At 61.6% G+C, this 17,382-nt stretch carries 20 protein-coding genes; 5 read left to right on the top strand and 15 right to left on the bottom strand.

Annotated elements, in window-relative coordinates:
- Positions 1–115 precede the first annotated feature (115 nt).
- From HX873_RS27335 to HX873_RS27310, 6 genes are all read right to left on the bottom strand, one after another.
- Positions 116–586 (bottom strand): hypothetical protein, encoded by a 471-nt coding sequence (locus HX873_RS27335; RefSeq protein WP_177123487.1) that lies wholly within the window; start codon positions 584–586, stop codon positions 116–118.
- Between the two features lie 18 nt (positions 587–604).
- Positions 605–1,033: a hypothetical protein gene (locus HX873_RS27330; protein WP_003207983.1), complete on the bottom strand. Its 429-nt coding sequence runs from the start codon at positions 1,031–1,033 to the stop codon at positions 605–607.
- Positions 1,030–1,233, bottom strand: a complete 204-nt coding sequence (locus HX873_RS27325; RefSeq protein WP_371132908.1) for a toxin-antitoxin system YwqK family antitoxin — start codon at positions 1,231–1,233, stop codon at positions 1,030–1,032. The genes HX873_RS27330 and HX873_RS27325 overlap by 4 nt, the downstream gene beginning before the upstream one ends.
- Positions 1,234–1,425: 192 nt before the next feature.
- The gene (locus HX873_RS27320) at positions 1,426–1,794 is read right to left on the bottom strand and encodes a lysozyme inhibitor LprI family protein (RefSeq protein WP_177123486.1); all 369 of its coding nucleotides are present in this window, start codon (positions 1,792–1,794) and stop codon (positions 1,426–1,428) included.
- Positions 1,795–1,805: 11 nt separating this feature from the next.
- A complete protein-coding gene (locus tag HX873_RS27315) occupies positions 1,806–2,996 on the bottom strand; it encodes a sugar transporter (RefSeq protein WP_003207980.1) in 1,191 nt (396 codons plus the stop codon).
- A gap of 88 nt (positions 2,997–3,084) precedes the next feature.
- Positions 3,085–4,083 (bottom strand): bile acid:sodium symporter family protein, encoded by a 999-nt coding sequence (locus tag HX873_RS27310; protein WP_087694198.1) that lies wholly within the window; start codon positions 4,081–4,083, stop codon positions 3,085–3,087.
- A gap of 85 nt (positions 4,084–4,168) precedes the next feature.
- Here HX873_RS27310 and HX873_RS27305 point away from each other — a divergent pair, with 85 nt between their 5' ends.
- Positions 4,169–4,957 (top strand): helix-turn-helix domain-containing protein, encoded by a 789-nt coding sequence (locus HX873_RS27305; RefSeq protein ID WP_003207977.1) that lies wholly within the window; start codon positions 4,169–4,171, stop codon positions 4,955–4,957.
- Between the two features lie 216 nt (positions 4,958–5,173).
- On the opposite strand, the gene HX873_RS27300 is transcribed toward HX873_RS27305, so the two are convergent.
- The 7 genes from HX873_RS27300 to HX873_RS27270 all read right to left on the bottom strand — a co-directional run bounded on the left by HX873_RS27300 (position 5,174) and on the right by HX873_RS27270 (position 11,726).
- Positions 5,174–6,409, bottom strand: coding sequence for a Zn-dependent hydrolase (locus HX873_RS27300; RefSeq protein WP_177123485.1), 1,236 nt, complete (start codon positions 6,407–6,409; stop codon positions 5,174–5,176).
- Complete coding sequence (locus HX873_RS27295; protein ID WP_177123484.1) at positions 6,406–6,897, bottom strand: L-2-amino-thiazoline-4-carboxylic acid hydrolase; 492 nt, start codon at positions 6,895–6,897, stop codon at positions 6,406–6,408. Before HX873_RS27295 ends, HX873_RS27300 begins: the two co-directional genes overlap by 4 nt.
- A 114-nt stretch (positions 6,898–7,011) precedes the next feature.
- Positions 7,012–8,151, bottom strand: coding sequence for a branched-chain amino acid ABC transporter substrate-binding protein (locus tag HX873_RS27290; protein ID WP_102369347.1), 1,140 nt, complete (start codon positions 8,149–8,151; stop codon positions 7,012–7,014).
- Between the two features lie 66 nt (positions 8,152–8,217).
- Entirely contained in the window at positions 8,218–8,934 is a 717-nt protein-coding gene (locus tag HX873_RS27285) for an ABC transporter ATP-binding protein (RefSeq protein ID WP_008436935.1), read from the bottom strand.
- Entirely contained in the window at positions 8,927–9,700 is a 774-nt protein-coding gene (locus tag HX873_RS27280; RefSeq protein ID WP_177123483.1) for an ABC transporter ATP-binding protein, read from the bottom strand. The genes HX873_RS27285 and HX873_RS27280 overlap by 8 nt, the downstream gene beginning before the upstream one ends.
- Positions 9,697–10,782 (bottom strand): ABC transporter ATP-binding protein, encoded by a 1,086-nt coding sequence (locus HX873_RS27275; protein ID WP_177123482.1) that lies wholly within the window; start codon positions 10,780–10,782, stop codon positions 9,697–9,699. Before HX873_RS27275 ends, HX873_RS27280 begins: the two co-directional genes overlap by 4 nt.
- Positions 10,779–11,726 carry a branched-chain amino acid ABC transporter permease gene (locus HX873_RS27270; protein ID WP_003207963.1) on the bottom strand — a complete coding sequence of 316 codons (948 nt, stop codon included), beginning with the start codon at positions 11,724–11,726 and terminating at the stop codon, positions 10,779–10,781. The genes HX873_RS27275 and HX873_RS27270 overlap by 4 nt, the downstream gene beginning before the upstream one ends.
- 172 nt (positions 11,727–11,898) lie before the next feature.
- On the opposite strand from HX873_RS27270, the gene HX873_RS27265 reads away from it, so the two are divergent.
- Positions 11,899–12,798, top strand: a complete 900-nt coding sequence (locus HX873_RS27265) for a LysR substrate-binding domain-containing protein (protein WP_177123481.1) — start codon at positions 11,899–11,901, stop codon at positions 12,796–12,798.
- A gap of 137 nt (positions 12,799–12,935) precedes the next feature.
- Here the strand turns inward: HX873_RS27265 and HX873_RS27260 are convergent, their stop codons facing one another.
- Positions 12,936–13,937, bottom strand: coding sequence for an ABC transporter substrate-binding protein (locus HX873_RS27260; protein WP_003207959.1), 1,002 nt, complete (start codon positions 13,935–13,937; stop codon positions 12,936–12,938).
- A gap of 157 nt (positions 13,938–14,094) precedes the next feature.
- On the opposite strand from HX873_RS27260, the gene HX873_RS27255 reads away from it, so the two are divergent.
- On the top strand, positions 14,095–14,991 hold the full coding sequence (locus HX873_RS27255; protein ID WP_177066565.1) for a LysR family transcriptional regulator: 897 nt from the start codon (positions 14,095–14,097) through the stop codon (positions 14,989–14,991).
- On the opposite strand, the gene HX873_RS27250 is transcribed toward HX873_RS27255, so the two are convergent.
- Positions 14,992–15,384, bottom strand: a complete 393-nt coding sequence (locus HX873_RS27250; RefSeq protein WP_003207956.1) for a RidA family protein — start codon at positions 15,382–15,384, stop codon at positions 14,992–14,994.
- A 148-nt stretch (positions 15,385–15,532) separates the two neighbouring features.
- Here HX873_RS27250 and HX873_RS27245 point away from each other — a divergent pair, with 148 nt between their 5' ends.
- Both HX873_RS27245 and potE read left to right on the top strand, forming a co-directional pair.
- Positions 15,533–15,964: a hypothetical protein gene (locus tag HX873_RS27245; RefSeq protein WP_177123480.1), complete on the top strand. Its 432-nt coding sequence runs from the start codon at positions 15,533–15,535 to the stop codon at positions 15,962–15,964.
- A 67-nt stretch (positions 15,965–16,031) separates the two neighbouring features.
- Positions 16,032–17,348 (top strand): putrescine-ornithine antiporter, encoded by a 1,317-nt coding sequence (potE, locus tag HX873_RS27240; protein ID WP_177008275.1) that lies wholly within the window; start codon positions 16,032–16,034, stop codon positions 17,346–17,348.
- Positions 17,349–17,382: the final 34 nt, after the last annotated feature.

The raw sequence follows: 17,382 nt of genomic DNA, 5'->3' as shown, positions 1-17,382 counted from the left end.
TTGGGACAGCCCATAACAAATTTTGAGCATTTGATCGTTCCCACGCTCTGCGTGGGAATGCATACCGTGACGCTCCGCGTCACCCTCTCGCCGGACTTCAGCCAGGCTCGTAGCATCAAGCTTTATCGTCGGACAGATCAACACGATCTTGCTGCTCTTCACTGATCAGGTATTCAAGAAACGCGGTATACGTCGGCCATGAATCCGGCGCAGTCAACAAGGCCTCCCTACCCAGGCGGCACACATACACGTCATCACACCAAATCACCCGACCGCCTCCGCCCGAGCAATCCATCACGATCAAACTGGCCGGCGGCTGGGCTAATACCAAAAACTGCCGCGCAAGCCCGGCACGCTCTCGAAGACGTCTGGTTTCGTCCAGGACATTCGGCGCAGGCGCCCACCCTATTGCGTGCAAGGGCAAAACGTAGATTCCAGAGCCATCGAAGAACTCGGCAGCCTCACGAAAATCATCCGCAAGCTCCAGGCCAAGGTGGCTCTGCACCTCATCAAGAAACCCAGGCTCAACGGCGCGCGCGCCATTCAAAAGCAAACATTGCTGCCGGATCATTGCCAACGTGGACATCAACACCCGCCCTCGCGTCTAGAGATTTGCCCGCGTGCCAAGAAAGCGCAGATAGCGCCCATCCTCGTTGTCAAAGATCTCGGCCCCTGCGCCCATGTATGCCCGCATCAATTCATCGGCGGCCTGATCATCGTGGCCCTGATCCAGCAAAACCTGCCCCAGGCGCAGATGTAAAAACGGATTTCCGAGACCGCCCGGACAGGTCATCGCATAGTCCAAGGCATCCCGGGCTGAGCCGTTGAATCCGGATAAAAAGCATGCATCAGCGATGGCAGCCAATACCCAGGTGGAGGCTTCCCAATCATTTTTCGGCTCGGGGATCAAGATCCAGGCCTTGTTGTATTGCTCGATGGCCTCTTCATAACGGCCGTCATCGGCCAATTGATCACCTGCACTGCATAACGACTGGATCTCTTCGTGCAGCGACGCTGCAAGCTCAGTGGTCATGAGGACTCCTCCAGAGATCCATCTGCATCCCAGAACGACCACAGCCCAACTTCCTGGCCACGCTCATAAACGCCCTGCGCCGCCACCTGTCCATTGTCGTGGTAGTCCCGCCAGTCGCCGTGTTCGGCGCCATCCACGTAATTCCCCTCGGAAGCCAGGTTGCCGTTTGGGTGGTAGGCGCGAAAAAGCCCATGTCGAATCCATTGCGTGCCGTCCTCGGACAGGTAACGCGAATACCTGAATCGAACCTCACCGGTCTCGTAGGGAATTTCCGCTATGTGTAACGCGTCTGGTTTTTCGTCCATGGCAAACCTGCTGCGGTGTGTTGATGTGCTTTCAGACTCTGTTGAGAAAACTGACTTTAGCCGGCGTTGTACGTTTATGCCCGTTATTCAGAACGGCCCTTTCGTCATCACCCGCTCATCAATGAAGCTACGCAACATCGCAATCCGCTGCGTATAGGCTTTGCTCAGGCAACTGACTTGGGCGCCACAGGTATGCCGCTGCTTGAGCCAAGCTGCCTGATCATCCATCAACGAACCGCGCCCGCCCATGGCCATGAAGTGCCGGTTGAGGTCATAAAGCAGCGCCATGGTCACGTCCTGATCATTGAGGGAGCGCGTGGCACAGATGGTTTTCTCGTCAGCCGCCTTCGCCCGGTCACAGTCAAAACTGGCCGCCAGGCTCACAGGGCTGAGCCACAACACGGAAAACCCGGCGAGCACTGCGAATACCGCCGGTTTAATCAAACGAACTGCCATGAAAATACCTCCTACAGAGGGCTGCGCGCCACACCCTGCCCAAACCGATAAATCGCCAGGCAATACCCAATCAACGCCACCGCTGCCAGCAACCCGCCCGCCGCGCCGATCCAGGCAAAACCAAAGTGGCTGCCCACCCAACTGCCCATCAACGCCCCGCCACCAATGCCGATGTTGTAGATCCCGGAAAACATCGCCATCGCCACATCCGTGGCATCCGGCGCCAGCACCAGCACCTTCGATTGCAACGCCAGGCCAAAACCCATGATGGCCATGCCCCAGAACACACTCAGGGTCACCAGGTACGACACCTCGCCACTCAACGGCAGCAACAACGCCAGGCACAGCGCCAGTATGGTCACCGCGCTGATCAGGAACCGGTGCGGATTAAAGCGATGCACCAGGCTGAACAACAACGAACCAATAATTCCCGCGCCGCCAAACACCAGCAGGATCAGGGTCACCGTATTGCCACTCATACCGGCAACACCTTCAACAAACGGCTCAACATAACTGTAGGCAGTGAACTGCGCCGTCACCACCATCGCCGTCAGCACATACAACGCCACCAGCGCCGGGCGCTTGAACAACAGCGGCAAGCTGCGCAGCGAACCGGAGTTCTGGCTCGGCAGCAGCGGCAAGGTGCGCGCCAGCCAGAACACCAGCCCGGCGGCAAACGCGCCGATCACCAGGAAGGTGGTGCGCCAGCCCATGGCTTCGCCCAGCAGGCGGCCCAGCGGAATACCCAGAACCATCGCCAGGGAAGTACCGGTAGCCAGCAACCCAAGGGCCTGCACCTGCTTGCCCTCCGGCGCCAAACGCACCGCGAGGGAGGCAGTAATCGACCAGAACAACGCATGGGACAGGGCAATGCCGACCCGGCTGAGCATCAGGATGCCAAAGCTGGTGGCCACGCTGGACAGGATATGGCTGGCGATAAACATGCCGAACAGCACGATCAGCAGCTTGCGCCGCTCGACGTTACGGGTCAGCAGCATCACCGGCAGCGAGGTCAGGGACACGATCCAGGCATAGATGGTCAGCATCAGGCCGACGCTGGCGATGGGCATGTCGAAGCTCGCGCCGATGGCACTCAGCAGGCCGACCGGTACAAATTCGGTGGTATTGAAAACGAAAGCGGCCAACGCGAGAGCGAAGACCGGTTGCCAGTTGGCTTGAGGTGTTGCGGCGGAAATGCTCATTGACAGGTCGTCGTACTCGTTTGCGCGCAGATCAAGCCGGCCCGATGCCGGGCCTTGAGCCGCGCGCAAAAAATAGTAACACGACGATTCAGGGATCGACTTGCCCCATCAGCTCGGGAATCGACTCAGGACGCTTGGCATAGCGCTGGGCCAGCGCCGCGCAGACCATCAACTGGATCTGGTGAAACAGCATCAGCGGCAAGATCAGCACCCCCATGCTCGCCCCGGCAAACAACACCTGGGCCATCGGCACACCGGTGGCCAGGCTTTTCTTCGAGCCGCAGAACAGGATGGTGATCCGGTCTTCCTGGCTGAAGCCAAAAGCCTTGCCCAGCACCGTGGACGCCACCAGTACCAGCGCCAGCAACACACAGCACGCCACCACCAGGCCACCCAGTTCCCACAACGGAATCTGGTGCCAGATGCCTTCGTTGACCGCTTCGCTGAAGGCGCCGTAGACCACCAGCAAAATCGACCCCTGGTCGACGAACTTCAGCCAGGATTTGTTACGCCCTACCCACTCGCCGATCCAGCGACGGGCGATTTGCCCGGCGATGAACGGTAGCAACAATTGAACACTGATTTTCAGGATCGCATCGACGGTGGAGCCGCCATCGCCATGCACATTCAGCAGCAACGTCACCAGCAATGGCGTCAGGAAGATCCCGAACAGGCTCGACGCCGCCGCGCTGCAAATCGCCGCCGGGATATTGCCCCGGGCCAGCGAGGTAAAGGCAATCGCCGACTGCACGGTGGCGGGCAACGCACACAAATAGAGCATGCCCATGTACAGGTCTTTACCGATCAGCGGCGACAACACCGGCTTGAGCGCCAGGCCCAGCAACGGAAACAGCACGAAGGTCAGGCTGAACACCAGCAGGTGCAGGCGCCAATGACCCGCACCGGCAACAATGGCCTGGCGCGACAGTTTCGCGCCGTGCAGGAAAAACAGCAGCGCGATGGCCAGGTTGGTCACCCAGCCAAAGGCCACGGCGGTCTGGCCGCTGGCGGGCAGCAGGGACGCGAGGATCACCGTGGCCACCAGGGTCAGGGTGAAGTTGTCAGGTAAAAAGCGTGGGCGGGTCATAGGCCAATCTTCCAGGGGTTGCCAAGAGCATCGTCGCGACTCTAACGTAACGGCTTGTTACCGACTAACGCCAATGAGCCAGTAAATGCCGCCAAAAGGACATGACAAAACCGTGCGCCGCAGCGTGCCCGGGCTTTCCAGCCTGCCCAGGCCGGTGTATGGCCGCACCGAATCCCTGCCCAACCGCGCGCTGACCCGCCGCCATAGTCACCCGTGGGTGCAGTTGTCCTACGCAATATCCGGGGTGCTGGAGATCCAGACCAGCGTAGGACGCTTCGTCGCGCCACCCCAGCGGGCCGTGTGGATACCGGCCGGCATGCCACACCGGGTGTTCAGTTCGCCCCATACCGAGATGCGCAGCCTGTACCTCGATTGCAGCGTCACCGCCTGGGCGGCCGACCGCTGCCAGGTGCTGGCGGTGAGCAGCCTGTTGCGCGAGTTGATTCGCAGCTTCAGCGAATTGCCGGTGGAATACGCCGAGGATGGCCCGGATGGACGGCTGGCCCAAGTGGTGCTGGACCAACTGGCCGCCGCGCCCCAGGTCGACCTGATGTTGCCGCTGCCCGCCGACAGCCGCTTGCGGCAGATTTACCGCAGCCTGAACCTGCACCCGGAGCAGCAAACCACCCTGGGGCAGTGGAGCCAGAAACTGGCGGTCAGCGAGAAAACCCTCAGCCGGCTGTTCCTGAGCGACACCGGCCTGACCTTCCGTGCGTGGCGCCAGCGCCTGCGATTGTTGAGCGCCCTGCCCGCCCTGGAACAAGGCGAACGCGTGACCGATGTAGCATTGGCCTGCGGCTACGAATCCACCTCGGCCTTCATCAACGCCTTCCGCCAGCAGTTCGACGCCACACCCGGTGAGTTCTTCCGCTGATCATCAGACAAAGAAGCTCCAGAGCGAAAACTGGATTTCCTATGGGAACTCGCCCCCCCTGTGGAAACTCGGTCCCCTGTGGGAGCTGTCGAGCTTTAGCGAGGCTGCGATGGCGGCCTGACTGTCGACATCTCTATTGCCTGACAGGGCCTCATCGCAGCCTCGCTAAAGCTCGACAGCTCCCACAGGGAACCCAGTTGAACAGTTAAACCTCGCTCACTCCCCCGCCTTGGCCAACACCGCCTGCAACAACACATCCGCCCCCGCCGTCGACCACTGCGGATGAATCTCCTCCGCCTCGTTATGGCTCAGCCCATCCACACATGGCACAAAAATCATCGCCGTCGGCGCCACCCGGTTCAGGTAGCAGGCATCATGCCCGGCCCCGGAAATCATGTCGCGATGGCTATACCCCAACGCTTGCGCCGATGCCCGCACCACCTCCACACACTCAGGGTCGAAGGCAATCGGCGCGTACTGGAAAATCTGCTTCACGCTGTGCTGCAAACCAATCCCCTCGGCAATCCGCGCCACCGCCGCGTGCAACTGCCGATCCTGATACCCCAGCACCGCTTCATCCGGATGCCGAAACTCCACACTGAAAAACACCCGCCCCGGCACCACGTTGCGTGAATTGGGGAGGATATTCGCCATGCCCACCGTCGCCCGCCCTTCGGCGCCCTGCTCCAGGCCAATCTGATTGACTGCCTCCACCACCCGGGCAAATCCGAGCAATGCATCCAGCCGGTGATCCATCGGCGTCGTCCCGGCATGGGCGCTGCGCCCGCTCAGTTCCACTTCATACCAGCGCTGGCCCTGGGCGCCGGTGACCACACCGATGGTCAGGCCCTGTGCCTCAAGAATCGGCCCCTGTTCGATATGCAACTCAAACGCCGCATGCACCGCCTGGCCACCCACCGGATGCGCACCGGCATAGCCAATCTGCTGCAACGCCTGGCCGATGGTGATCCCGGCCTTGTCTTCCCGGGACAGGCCGTACTCCAGGTCAAACACCCCGGCATACACCCCCGAGGAAATCATCGCCGGCGCAAACCGCGAGCCTTCTTCGTTGGTCCAGTTCACCACTTCGATTGGCCGCTCGGTTTCAATACCCAGGTCATTCAAGGTGCGCACCACCTCCAGCCCGGCCAGCACGCCGTAGATACCGTCGTACTTGCCGCCCGCCGGCTGGGAATCGCCATGGGAACCGGTCAGCACCGGGGCCAGGTGATCCTGGCGCCCGGCGCGACGGGCAAAGATATTGCCCATGGCATCCACCCGAATGCTGCACCCGGCCGCCTCGCACCATTGCACAAACAGGTCGCGACCGCGGCGGTCCTCATCCGTGAGGGCCAGGCGCGAGACCCCGCCCTTTTCGGTGCCGCCGATCTGCGCCATTTCCATCAGCGAGCCCCACAGGCGCTCGCCATTGACCCGCGCCAAGTCGTTCATGAACGCGGCTCCTGGGGTTTGGCCCGGTAGCGGAAGTCACAGCGATGGGCACCGCTCATGATGGTCTGGGTGCGGGTCAGCTTGATGTCCGGGTTGTAGCCGACGATAAACAGTTCGTCGCGGTTGCAGGACAGCAGGTGACCGATCTCTCCCAGGCCCATCTCGTGATACATCTCGGCATAGCGGCAGCGCTTCACGTCATAGTCGTAGTGCTCGGCGTCGCTGGCGATGATCTCGACCTTCAGCGCATCGTCCTTTTCCCAGAGCACTTGCAGCTCGACAAAGCTCTTGAGGTCGGCGCCCTGCTCTTCCAGCTCGGCAAAGTGCTTGCCGGCCTGGATCGCTGCATTGCCCACCGCCTCGCCGATCACCGCCGCCGCAAAGTCCTTGCCCTGCTCGCGCACCAGGATCTCGTAGATCGGCTTGATGATTTCGGCTTCGATCCGCCGCCGGGCCAGGATGCCCAGTTCACCTTCCAGCTTGCTCATTGTGTGCCTCCGTAAACCTGTAGGAGCGAGCTTGCTCGCGAAGATATTCCAGGCGCATCGCTGCGTTGACTGTACATTTTTCGCGAGCAAGCTCGCTCCTACAGGGGTGGGTTGTTACTTGCCGCCCGCCACACTGACTGGCTGCCACTGATTACTTTTGACCTCATACACGGTGAACGACGGCTTCTTCAAATTGCCCTCGGCATCAAACGCAATGGTCCCGGTCACGCCCTGATAGCTGATGGCGCGCAGCACCGGCAGGTACTTTTGCGGGTCCACCGAGTCGGCCTTCTCGATCGCCGCCACCAACACCCCGACACCGTCATAGGCAAACGGCGCGTGTAGTTCGATCGGCGCCTTGTAGCGATCCTTGTAAGCCTGCTCGAACGCCTTGCCACCCGGCATCTGCGCCACCGCCAGGCCCGGCTCCAGGGCAATCACGCCCTCGCCTTCGTTCTGCGCCAGTTGCAGGAAGGTCTGGCTGACAAACCCACCGGCCCCCATCAGCGGTGCCTTGATGCCCAGTTGCTTGATACGCCTGGCCAAAGGCGCGGCCTGGGAATCGACGCCACCAAAGAAAATCAGGTCCGGGTTCTGGCTTCGGATATTGGTCAGCACTGCGCTGAAATCGATGGTCTTGTCGTCGACGTATTCACGGGATACCACCTTGGCGCCACCGGCCTCGATGGATTTGACGAACTGGTCCGCCAGGCCCTGGCCGAATGCGGTGCGGTCGTCGATCACCGCAATGCGCCGGGCCTTGAGGGTGTTCAAAGCATAGTCGCCGGCCACCTGGCCGCCATCGTCGTCATGGCCCATGATCCGGAAGCTGGTGTCGAAGCCCTGCTGGGTATACGCGTGCCCGGTAGCAACCGGGGCGACTTGCGCGATACCTGCATCGTGATAAACCCGCGCCGCCGGAATGCTGGTGCCGGTGTTCCAGTGGCCGACCACGCCCACCACGCCTTCGTCCACCAGGCGCTGGGCCACGGTGACGGCGGTGCGCGGGTCGGACTGGTCGTCCTCGGACAGCAGCTTGAAGGTCACCGCCTCACCGTTGATTTTCGGGTGCTTGGCGTTGGCCGCGTCGATGGCCAGTTGCGCGCCGTTTTCCAGGTCCTTGCCGATCCGCGCCGACGGGCCGGTCAACGGCCCGGCCAGGCCGATCAATACGGTCTGGTCGGCCTGGGCCATGGCACTCGCCAGGCTGCTCAAGGCCAGGCCGATCACTAGGGTGTGCTTGAAAGTCTTCATCAGTGGTTCCTGTTTCTTTACGGGCTGGTCGGAACACGCCGGGCGTCCGGTAGCGTCAGGGTTGATTCATTCACCGAGGTAGGCACTGCGCACCTCGGGGTGGTCGAGCAATTCATGGGACGGGCCAGTGAGGCTGATGCGCCCGGTGTCCATCACATAGGCACGGTCGGTGACCTGCAGCGCGAGCCGGGCGTTCTGCTCTACCAGCAGCAGGGTCATGCCCTGGCGGCACACGTCGTCGATCACCTGGAAGATCTTTTCCACCATGATCGGCGCCAGGCCCATGGACGGTTCGTCCAGCACCAGCAAGCGCGGCTTGGAGAGCAGCGCCCGGGCCAGCGCGAGCATCTGTTGCTCGCCACCGGAGAGCAGGCCGGCGGACTGCTGCAGGCGCTCCTCCAGACGCGGGAAGTGCTCGAACAACTGGCGGATCTCGCGGTTCACCTGCTCGGTGTCACGACGCAGGAAGGCCCCGGCCTGGAGGTTTTCCAGGACGCTCATGCGCGCAAAGATCCCGCGCCCTTCCGGTACCATCGCAATGCCCTGGCGCAGCAATTGGTCCGGCGCCTGGCCGAGGATCGAACGCCCGGCGAAGTGAATCTGCCCCGCCGCTGCCGGCAGCAATCCGGTCAGGGCCTTGAGGCTGGAGGTCTTGCCGGCACCGTTGGCACCGATCAACGTCACTCGCTCGCCTTCGCCGATGTGTAAATCCAGGGACTTGACCGCTTCGATGGCGCCGTAGCGCACCTGCAAGCCGTCGACTTTCAATAAAGGTTCAGACATGGGCGCTGGCTCCCAGATAGGCCTGGATCACCGCCGGGTCGCGGCGCACCTCGGCAGGCGCGCCCACCGCGATCACCTGGCCGTAATCGAGCACGCTGATGCGGTCGCACACCCCCATCACCAGCTTCACGTCATGCTCGATCAGCAGCAGCGTGTGGCCGTCGTCGCGGATCTTTTCCAGCAGGCCGCGCAGTTGCACTTTCTCGGCAGCGTTCATCCCGGCGGCCGGCTCGTCGAGGGCCAGCAAACGTGGTTCAGTGGCCAGGGCCCGGGCGATTTCCAGGCGGCGTTGGTGGCCGTAGGACAGGCTGTCGGCGCGGTAATTGGCGAACCCCGCCAGCCCGACATACGCCAACAGGCGATGGGCATGGGCGCGGGTTTGCGCTTCTTCTTCCCGGGCTCGACGATGGCGACTCAAGGCGGCCCACACGCCATTGCGGGTGCGCACATGGCGGCCGACCATGACGTTTTCCAACGCGCTCATGGTGTTGAACAGGCGGATATTCTGGAAGGTCCGGGCGATGCCGGCCTGGGCCACCTGGTGCACGCTGGCCGGTTTGTAGTCCTCGCCGTCGAGCTGGAAGCGCCCGGAATCCGGGGTATACAGGCCGGTTATCACGTTGAAGAAGGTGGTTTTACCGGCGCCATTGGGGCCGATCAAGCCATAGATCTCCCCAGGCTGGATGCTCAGGCTCACGTCGGTGAGCGCCGCCACGCCGCCGAAGCGCTTGTTCACCTGGTCAATCTGCAACAGCGGCTGATTCATCGCGCCACTCCTTTTGGCCACAGGCCTGTCGGTCGATAGAGCATCGCCAGGATCAGCGCGAGCCCGTAGAACAACTGACGAATGATTTCCGGGTCCACCAGCACCTGGCCAAACAGCGCCTGCTGCAACGGGCCCATGCTCGCGCGCAAGGCTTCGGGCAACGCCGCCAGCAATACGCAGCCGAGAATCACCCCGGGGATATGGCCCATGCCGCCGAGCACCACCATCGCCAGCACCGCGATGGACTCATTGAGAGTGAAGGACTCCGGCGAGACAAAGCCCTGGAACGAGGCAAACAACGCCCCGCTCACGCCGCCAAACCCGGCACCGATGGCGAACGCCAACAGCTTCAAGCGCAGGGTGTTGACGCCCATGGCCTGGGCCGCTTCCTCATCTTCACGAATCGCCACCCAGGCCCGCCCGATGCGCGAACGCTCCAGGCGAATGCAGGCAAACAGGATCAGCACCACCAGCGCGGCGAACAGGTAGTAGTACAGATAGACCGAAGGCAGGCGCAGGCCGAACAGCTCCTGGGTGCGCCCGAGGTTGATCCCCAGCAGGTTGACCGGGTCGACCTGGGAAATACCTTTGGGCCCGTTGGTGATGTTCACCGGGCGATCCAGGTTGCGCAGCAATATGCGGATGATTTCACCAAAGCCCAGGGTCACGATGGCCAGGTAATCGCCGCGCAGGCGCAAGGTCGGTGCGCCCAACAACACGCCAAAGCCCGCCGCCAGCAACGCGGCCAAGGGCAGGATCAACCAGATCGAGGTGTGCATGCCCGCCGGCAACAACGCCATCAGCGCCGGGAATTGCTGCAACAGATGCGGCGAGGACAGCAACGCGGCGAGGTACGCGCCCACTGCGTAGAACGCGATAAAACCCATGTCCAGCAGCCCGGCGTAACCCACGACGATGTTCAGGCCCAGGGCCAGCATGATGTACAGCAACGCGAAATCGAGGGTGCGCACCCAAGTGTTGCCACCGGCATGCCCGACAATCCAAGGCGCCAGCACCAGCGCCACGGCGAACAATACAAGGCCAAAGCTGGCGCGCTGGCGGGAGGTATTCAGGACACTCATGCGCGGGTCGCCAGTCGTTCGCCCAACAGCCCCGAAGGACGAAACACCAGCACCGCGATCAACACGATAAAGGCAAACACATCCTGGTAATTGCTGCCGAACACACCCTGGGTGGCAGCGCCCAGGTAGCCGGTACCCAGAGCTTCGATCAACCCCAGCAGCAGGCCGCCAAGCATCGCGCCCTTGAGGTTGCCGATGCCGCCCAATACGGCTGCGGTGAACGCCTTGATGCCCGGCAGGAAACCCATGTAGAAATGCGCGCTGCCGTAGTTGCTCGCCATCATGATCCCGGCCAATGCCGCCAGGGCGCCGCCAATGGCAAAGGTCAGCACGATGATGCGATTCGGGTTGATGCCCATCAGGCTCGCCACCTGCGGGTTCTCGGCCACGGCGCGCATGGCCCGACCAAAGCGTGTGCGTTCCACCAGCACCAGCAGCGCGACCATTACCGACAGTGCGACGGCAATGGTGGTCAGGGCGGTAGCGTTGGTGATCGCCGGATGCGCCGAAGCTCCGGCGAGCACTTCAATCGGTTCCAGCGGCAGCAGTTGCGGGAACATCTGCGGGTTACGCGTCCACACCAACATGGCGATGGTTTGCAGCAACAACGACACCCCGATGCCGCTGATCAATGGCGCCAGGCGCGGCGCATTGCGCAGGCGCCGGTAAGCGACCCGCTCAATCAGCACCGCGAGTACCGCGCAGAACGCCATGGCAATCACAGTGGCTGCCAGCAGCACCAGCACCGGCGGCATCGCCGGCCATGTCACCTGCAACAGGCGAATCACCGAGAGGCCCACCAAAGCGCCAATCATCAACACATCGCCGTGGGCAAAGTTGATGATCCGCAAAATGCCATAGACCATGGTGTAACCCAAGGCCACTAGCGCGTAGAGACTGCCCGTCATCAAACCATTGAGCAGTTGCTGGATAAACGCATCCATGGAAACCATCGACCTCACTACTGACGAGGGCGGCACACTAAGCATCTATTCTGTTTTTATCAAATATCAGAAATTCATATGGTTATGCCAAACGCATAAAGCGCTATAACCGCCATAAATACGGCATTTATGGCTCTTTATTTGCCATCTCACTTAGTATTTAATTCAACACATGAATAATTTAGAACAGTTAGCCAATGACCCGCCGTTGCGTGCCGTGCGCACCTTCGAAGCGTTTGCCCGCCATGGCGGAGTGAATTCCGCTGCCCGCGAGCTGGACGTGTCGCCCTCCGCCGTCAGCCATCAACTGCACCTGCTGGAAAGCTTTCTGCAGCAAGCGCTGACCTTGCGCCAGGGCCGCAACCTGGTGCTCACCGAAGAAGGCCGCGAGTACTACCGCGCAATTCGCTCGGCCTTCGCCGTACTGCGCAGCGCCACCGAACACGTGCGGGAAAAAAGCGCCACACGCCAGGTCACCATCAGCCTGATCCCGCTGTTCGGCATCAACCTGTTCATCCCGCGCCTGGCACAGTTCCTCAAGGACCACCCGGCGCTGGACATCAACGTCACCTACGCCAACCACCGCAGCTACCCCAGCGACGCTGCCGATTTATCGATCCGCTTCGGCACCGGGCACTGGCCGGGGTACCACAGCGAGCCGCTGATTTCCGGGGCGGTGACGCCGTATTGCAGCCGCGCATTCCTGGAGCAACACGGGCCGATCGACACACCTGAGGCGCTGAGTGAATTACCGCTGTTGCACGACGAAGAGCGCGGCACCTGGAGCCAATGGTTCCAGGCCGCCGACGTGCATCACGGGACCGCGTTGAATGGTTTGCTGCTGGAGGATGGTCAGTTGGCGCTGACGGCCACGCTGACCGGATTGGGCTGCTCACTGCTGCGCGCGCCACTGGTGGCGCCGCATGTGGCAAATGGGGAGTTGGTGAAGTTGTTTGATCTACAGGTCGATGATGGCCGCCAGTACTACCTGTGCCGGCGGGCCAACAGCGAGTTGTCGAGCGAGGGGAATCACTTGTACGACTGGATCAAGAACAACCTTGCGGGAACCTGAAAACACCGCAGATCCAATGTGGGAGCGGGCTTGCTCGCGAATGCGGTGGTTCAGCCAGCACATGTATCGACTGACCCACCGCATTCGCGAGCAAGCCCGCTCCCACATTTTTGTGTGCGTTTCAATTCAGAATGGAGTCAGCTGCCGTTCCCGCCATGCGCCTCTTCAAAGAAGTAATCCTTCCAGCTCCCCGCCTTGTTCTTCAACACGCCCAACTCCTGCAATTTCTCGGCATAGATATAGGTACGCTGCGGCACGATGGTGAAGTCGATTTCCGGGTCCTGGACAATCTTCTCCACCAGCGCCAGCGGTAGCTTCGACTGCTCTACACGAATGTAAGCCTGGGCAGCTGCCGGCTTGTCGGCCTTGATGATTTTCTCGGCCTCGGCCAACGCGTCATAGAACGCCTTGTAGGTCTTGGGGTTCTCGTCGTGGAATTTCTCGGTGGTGTACAGCACATTGAACGTCGCCGGGCCGCCGAGAATGTCGTAGGAACTCAGCACCTTGTGCACCTTGGGATTCAACAACTCCTGATACTGGAACGGCGGGCTGGAAAAATGCGCGTTGATCTCCGAACCGCCGGCAATCAACGCGGCGGTCGCGTCCGGGTGCGCCAGGCTGATGGAGATATCGTCGAACTTCTTGTAGTTGTCGTTCCCGAACTGCTTGGCGGTTTCAATCTGCAAGGTACGCGACTGAAAACCCACACCGGCGGCCGGTACGGCGATGCGGTCTTTTTCGCTGAAGTCCTTGAGGGTCTTCACATCCGGGTTATTGGTCAGCAGGTAGTTGGGCATCGAGCCCAGCGAGGCGATGGCCTTGACGTTCTGCTTGCCCTTGGTGCGGTCCCACAGCGTCAGCATCGGCGGCACACCCGCCGACACCACGTCCAGCGCGCCAGCCAGCAGCGACTCGTTCATCGCGGTGGCGCCGGAGATACTGTTCCACTCCACCTTGATGTCCAGGCCCTGCTCCTTGCCGTGTTTCTCGATCAGGTTCTGGTCACGAACCACATCGAGGATCAAGTAGCCGATGCCGAATTGCTGGGCGATGCTGATCTTGCCTTCGGCGTGTGCACCAAGGCTGAGGAGCGCACTGGCTGCTGCCAGGAGCGTCAGGGTGGGTCGTTTTATTATCATGAGAACGCTGCCGCGAGTTTGAGAAGGGTTGCGAGCGTAGCGGCCCACGTACAGTGCGAAAAAGAATATCGCGATCTATGGATATACGAAAAACACTGCCCACCGGCGCTGCTATATTGCGCGCCTGTGCCTGATGTCATCCCCGGAGCCACTCTGCATGCTGCGCACCAACCTCAACGAGATGCTGATCTTCATGGCGGTGGTCGATGGCGCCAGCTTCGTCGCCGGTGGCCAGGCGATGGGCCTGACGCGCTCGGCGGCCGGCAAAGCCGTGGCGCGCCTGGAAGACAGCCTTGGTGTGCGCCTGTTGAACCGCACCACCCGCACCTTGAGCCTCACCGACGAAGGCCGCGCGCTGTATGACCAGGGTCTGGAGATCCTCGCCGCAGTGGACAACGCCCAAAGCCGCATCGGCCAGCCCACCGGGGTACCGCGCGGTTTATTGCGGCTTACGCTGCCCGATGCGTTCGGGCGCAAGGTGTTGCTGCCGTTGTTGAAGAAATACCTGCACGCCTGGCCCGAGGTGCAGGTGGAAGTCAGCTTCAGCGACCGCACCGCCGATATCGTCGAGGACGGCTTCGACCTGGCCATCCGCATCGGCAGCGCCAACACCGACCGCCAACTGGTTTCCCGGGTGGTCGCTCGTTATCAGGCGCTGCTGTGCGCCGCACCGGACTATCTCGCCGAGCGCGGCATACCCCGCGACATGGACGCCCTCGCCCACCACGACTGCCTGTATTTCAGCAGCCGCACGCGCAAGCAAAGCTGGCGCTTTCGCGAATCGGATGGCACCTGGGTCAAGGCGTACGGGCGCAGCCGCCTGCGCCTGGACAGCGGCGAAGCACTGCGCGACGCTGCCGTGTCCGGGCTGGGCATCGCCTTGCTGCCGGACTTCGTGGTGGCCGAGGACCTGGCTGCCGGACGCCTGGCACAGGTGCTGCCCGACCTGGACGCCGGGGACGTGGAGATCCTGGCGATGTACCCGAGCAAACGCTTCCTGGAGCCTAGGGTACGGCGCTTTATCGACCTGATGGTGGATGAGCTGGCGGACTGATCAGTCGGCGTGGGCAATCACCTTGATCTCGACGATTTGTGCATCGGACGCCAGGTAATTCACGCCTACCAGGGTCGCGGCCGGGCGATGCTCACCGATGTATTCTTTCCACACATTGACCACCGCTTCAAAATCGCGCTTGGCATGCACCAGGAAGAAATCCACCGCGGCAATGTTCGAGCGGCCAACGCCGAAGCCGGCCAGCACATGGTCGAGGTTCTCCAGTGTCTGGCGGGTCTGGGCGGCGGCATCACCGTCAACGAACTCACCTTCCAGGGTGTGAGAAAACTGCCCGGCAATATAGATCGTGCCATTGACGCGGTAGCCCTGGCTGACGCTGTTGCCCTCTTCCCATGAAACGCCGTGGTTGTAGATCGTGGGTTTGCTGCTCATGTCGGTTTCCTTGGGCGATGATTTAAGGAAACTGTAACAAGGGCATTGGCGAATGGACGTCCCCACTGAGGCGACCAAAAACTACCCGCCCACGCCCTTCGGCTGGTATCGTGCCGCCCTTGAAAAAACCGCTGCGAGGAAATGGACCTTGAACACTGACGAAAAAATGACCGGGGACCTGTTCGAGGTGGATAAGCGCCTGTCACTCAAGCCCGTGGTGGACTTCAACAACTACCTGCGCAGTGCCTTCGGCGATGGCCCCTGCACCTGCATCCGCTGCGTCGCCAGCGAAGGCAACGAGGCCGGTTACGAGTTTCAGCACACCTTCGATTTCGACGGCAAAAAAAACCACCGTCGCTTCGCCTCCACCGCCGGCAGCGACGTGCTGTTGATACTGAAGAAAGCCTGGTTGTCTTACACCAAGGCCGAGCTGCCGTTGAGCGGCGCGCTGGCGCTGGACACGGTGAAGGAATTTGTCGAGCCGCAGCTGCACAAGCGCGTGGCGCCGCTGTTCCTGGCCAGTGGGTTGGTCAAGGATGTGGAAGGTGAGTTGCGGATGCAGCCGCAGGCAGCAGGCTGATAATCGCGCAAACAGGCAACAAGCTGCTTCACTGACAAGGCTGTCCTCTCAGCACAAGGAGTTGCCGATGGCCGAGCCAAGCAAAAAGATGAGCCTGATGGGCCTGACCACCCTGGTGGCGATCAACATGATGGGCTCGGGCATCATCATGCTGCCCGCCAGCATGGCGCAATTGGGTGCGATTTCGCTGCTGTCGTGGCTGATCACCGCCGTGGGCTCGATGGCGATCGCGTACTGTTTTGCCCAGTGCGGCCTCTTCTGCACCCGCACCGGCGGCATGTCGGCCTACACCGAAGAGGCCCACGGCAAGTCCGGGTTCTTCCTGTGTTCGTTCCTGTATTTCCTGTCGCTGATCATCGCCAATGTGGCGATTGCGATTTCGGCGGTGGGCTACCTGTCGTCCTTCATCCCGTGGCTGGGCAGCGGCCCCATCCCCTTATTCATCGGCACCCTCGGGCTGATCTGGCTGACTACCGTGGCCAACTTCGGCGGGCCGCGCCTGACCGGGCGGATCGGCGTGATCACGGTGTGGGGCGTGATCATCCCCGTGGCGGGCTTGAGCGTGATCGGCTGGTTCTATTTCAAGACGGAGGTGTTCAGCGATGCCTGGAACCCCAACCAACTGCAACTGTGGGATGCGATTGGCGCGAGTATCCCGCTGACCCTCTGGGCCTTCCTCGGCATGGAGTCCGCTGCCCAGGGCTATGACGCGGTGGAAGACCCCAAGCGCACCGTGCCGCTGGCCTGCCTGCTGGGCACCCTCGGCGCGGCGCTGGTGTATGTGCTGTCCACCAGCGTGATCCAGGGCATCGTGCCTAACGCCGAACTGGCCGAGTCTTCCGCGCCGTTTGCCCTGGTGTATGCGCAGATCTTCACGCCGCTGGTGGGCGATATCATCATGGCCCTGGCGGTAGTGGCGTGCATCGGCTCGCTGCTGGGCTGGCAATTCACCTTGGCGCAAACGGCCAAGATGTCGGCGGACCAGCGCCTGTTTCCGCGCTTCTTCAGCCGGGTCAGCCGCGCCCACGCGCCGGTGTTGGGGCTGATTGCCTGTGCGGCGTTGCAGAGCCTGATTGCCTTGTCGACCATCTCGCCCACGGCCAGTGCGCAGTTCGGCAAGCTGGTGAACCTGGCGGTGGTGACCAATTTGATCCCTTACGTCACCGCGCTGACCGGGCTGCTGGTGATGATGCACAAGGCGCGGGTGGCGGCGGTGGTGTATGCGCGCAATACCACGGTGTTGCTGATTGCCGTGGGGTATTCGCTGTATGCGATTTATGCGTGTGGTGAGGAGGCGGTGTTTGGTGCGACGCTGGTGTTGGCGTTTGGGTATCTGTTGTATGGGTTTTTGGCGCGGCGGTTTATCACGGCCGGTGGTGGGTGAATATCCGTTATTTTGGTGATGGCTGAGATTGGTT

The organism is Pseudomonas sp. P7758 (assembly GCF_013386485.1).
Lineage (GTDB): Bacteria > Pseudomonadota > Gammaproteobacteria > Pseudomonadales > Pseudomonadaceae > Aquipseudomonas.
This window is presented reverse-complemented; position numbering and strand designations above follow the sequence as displayed.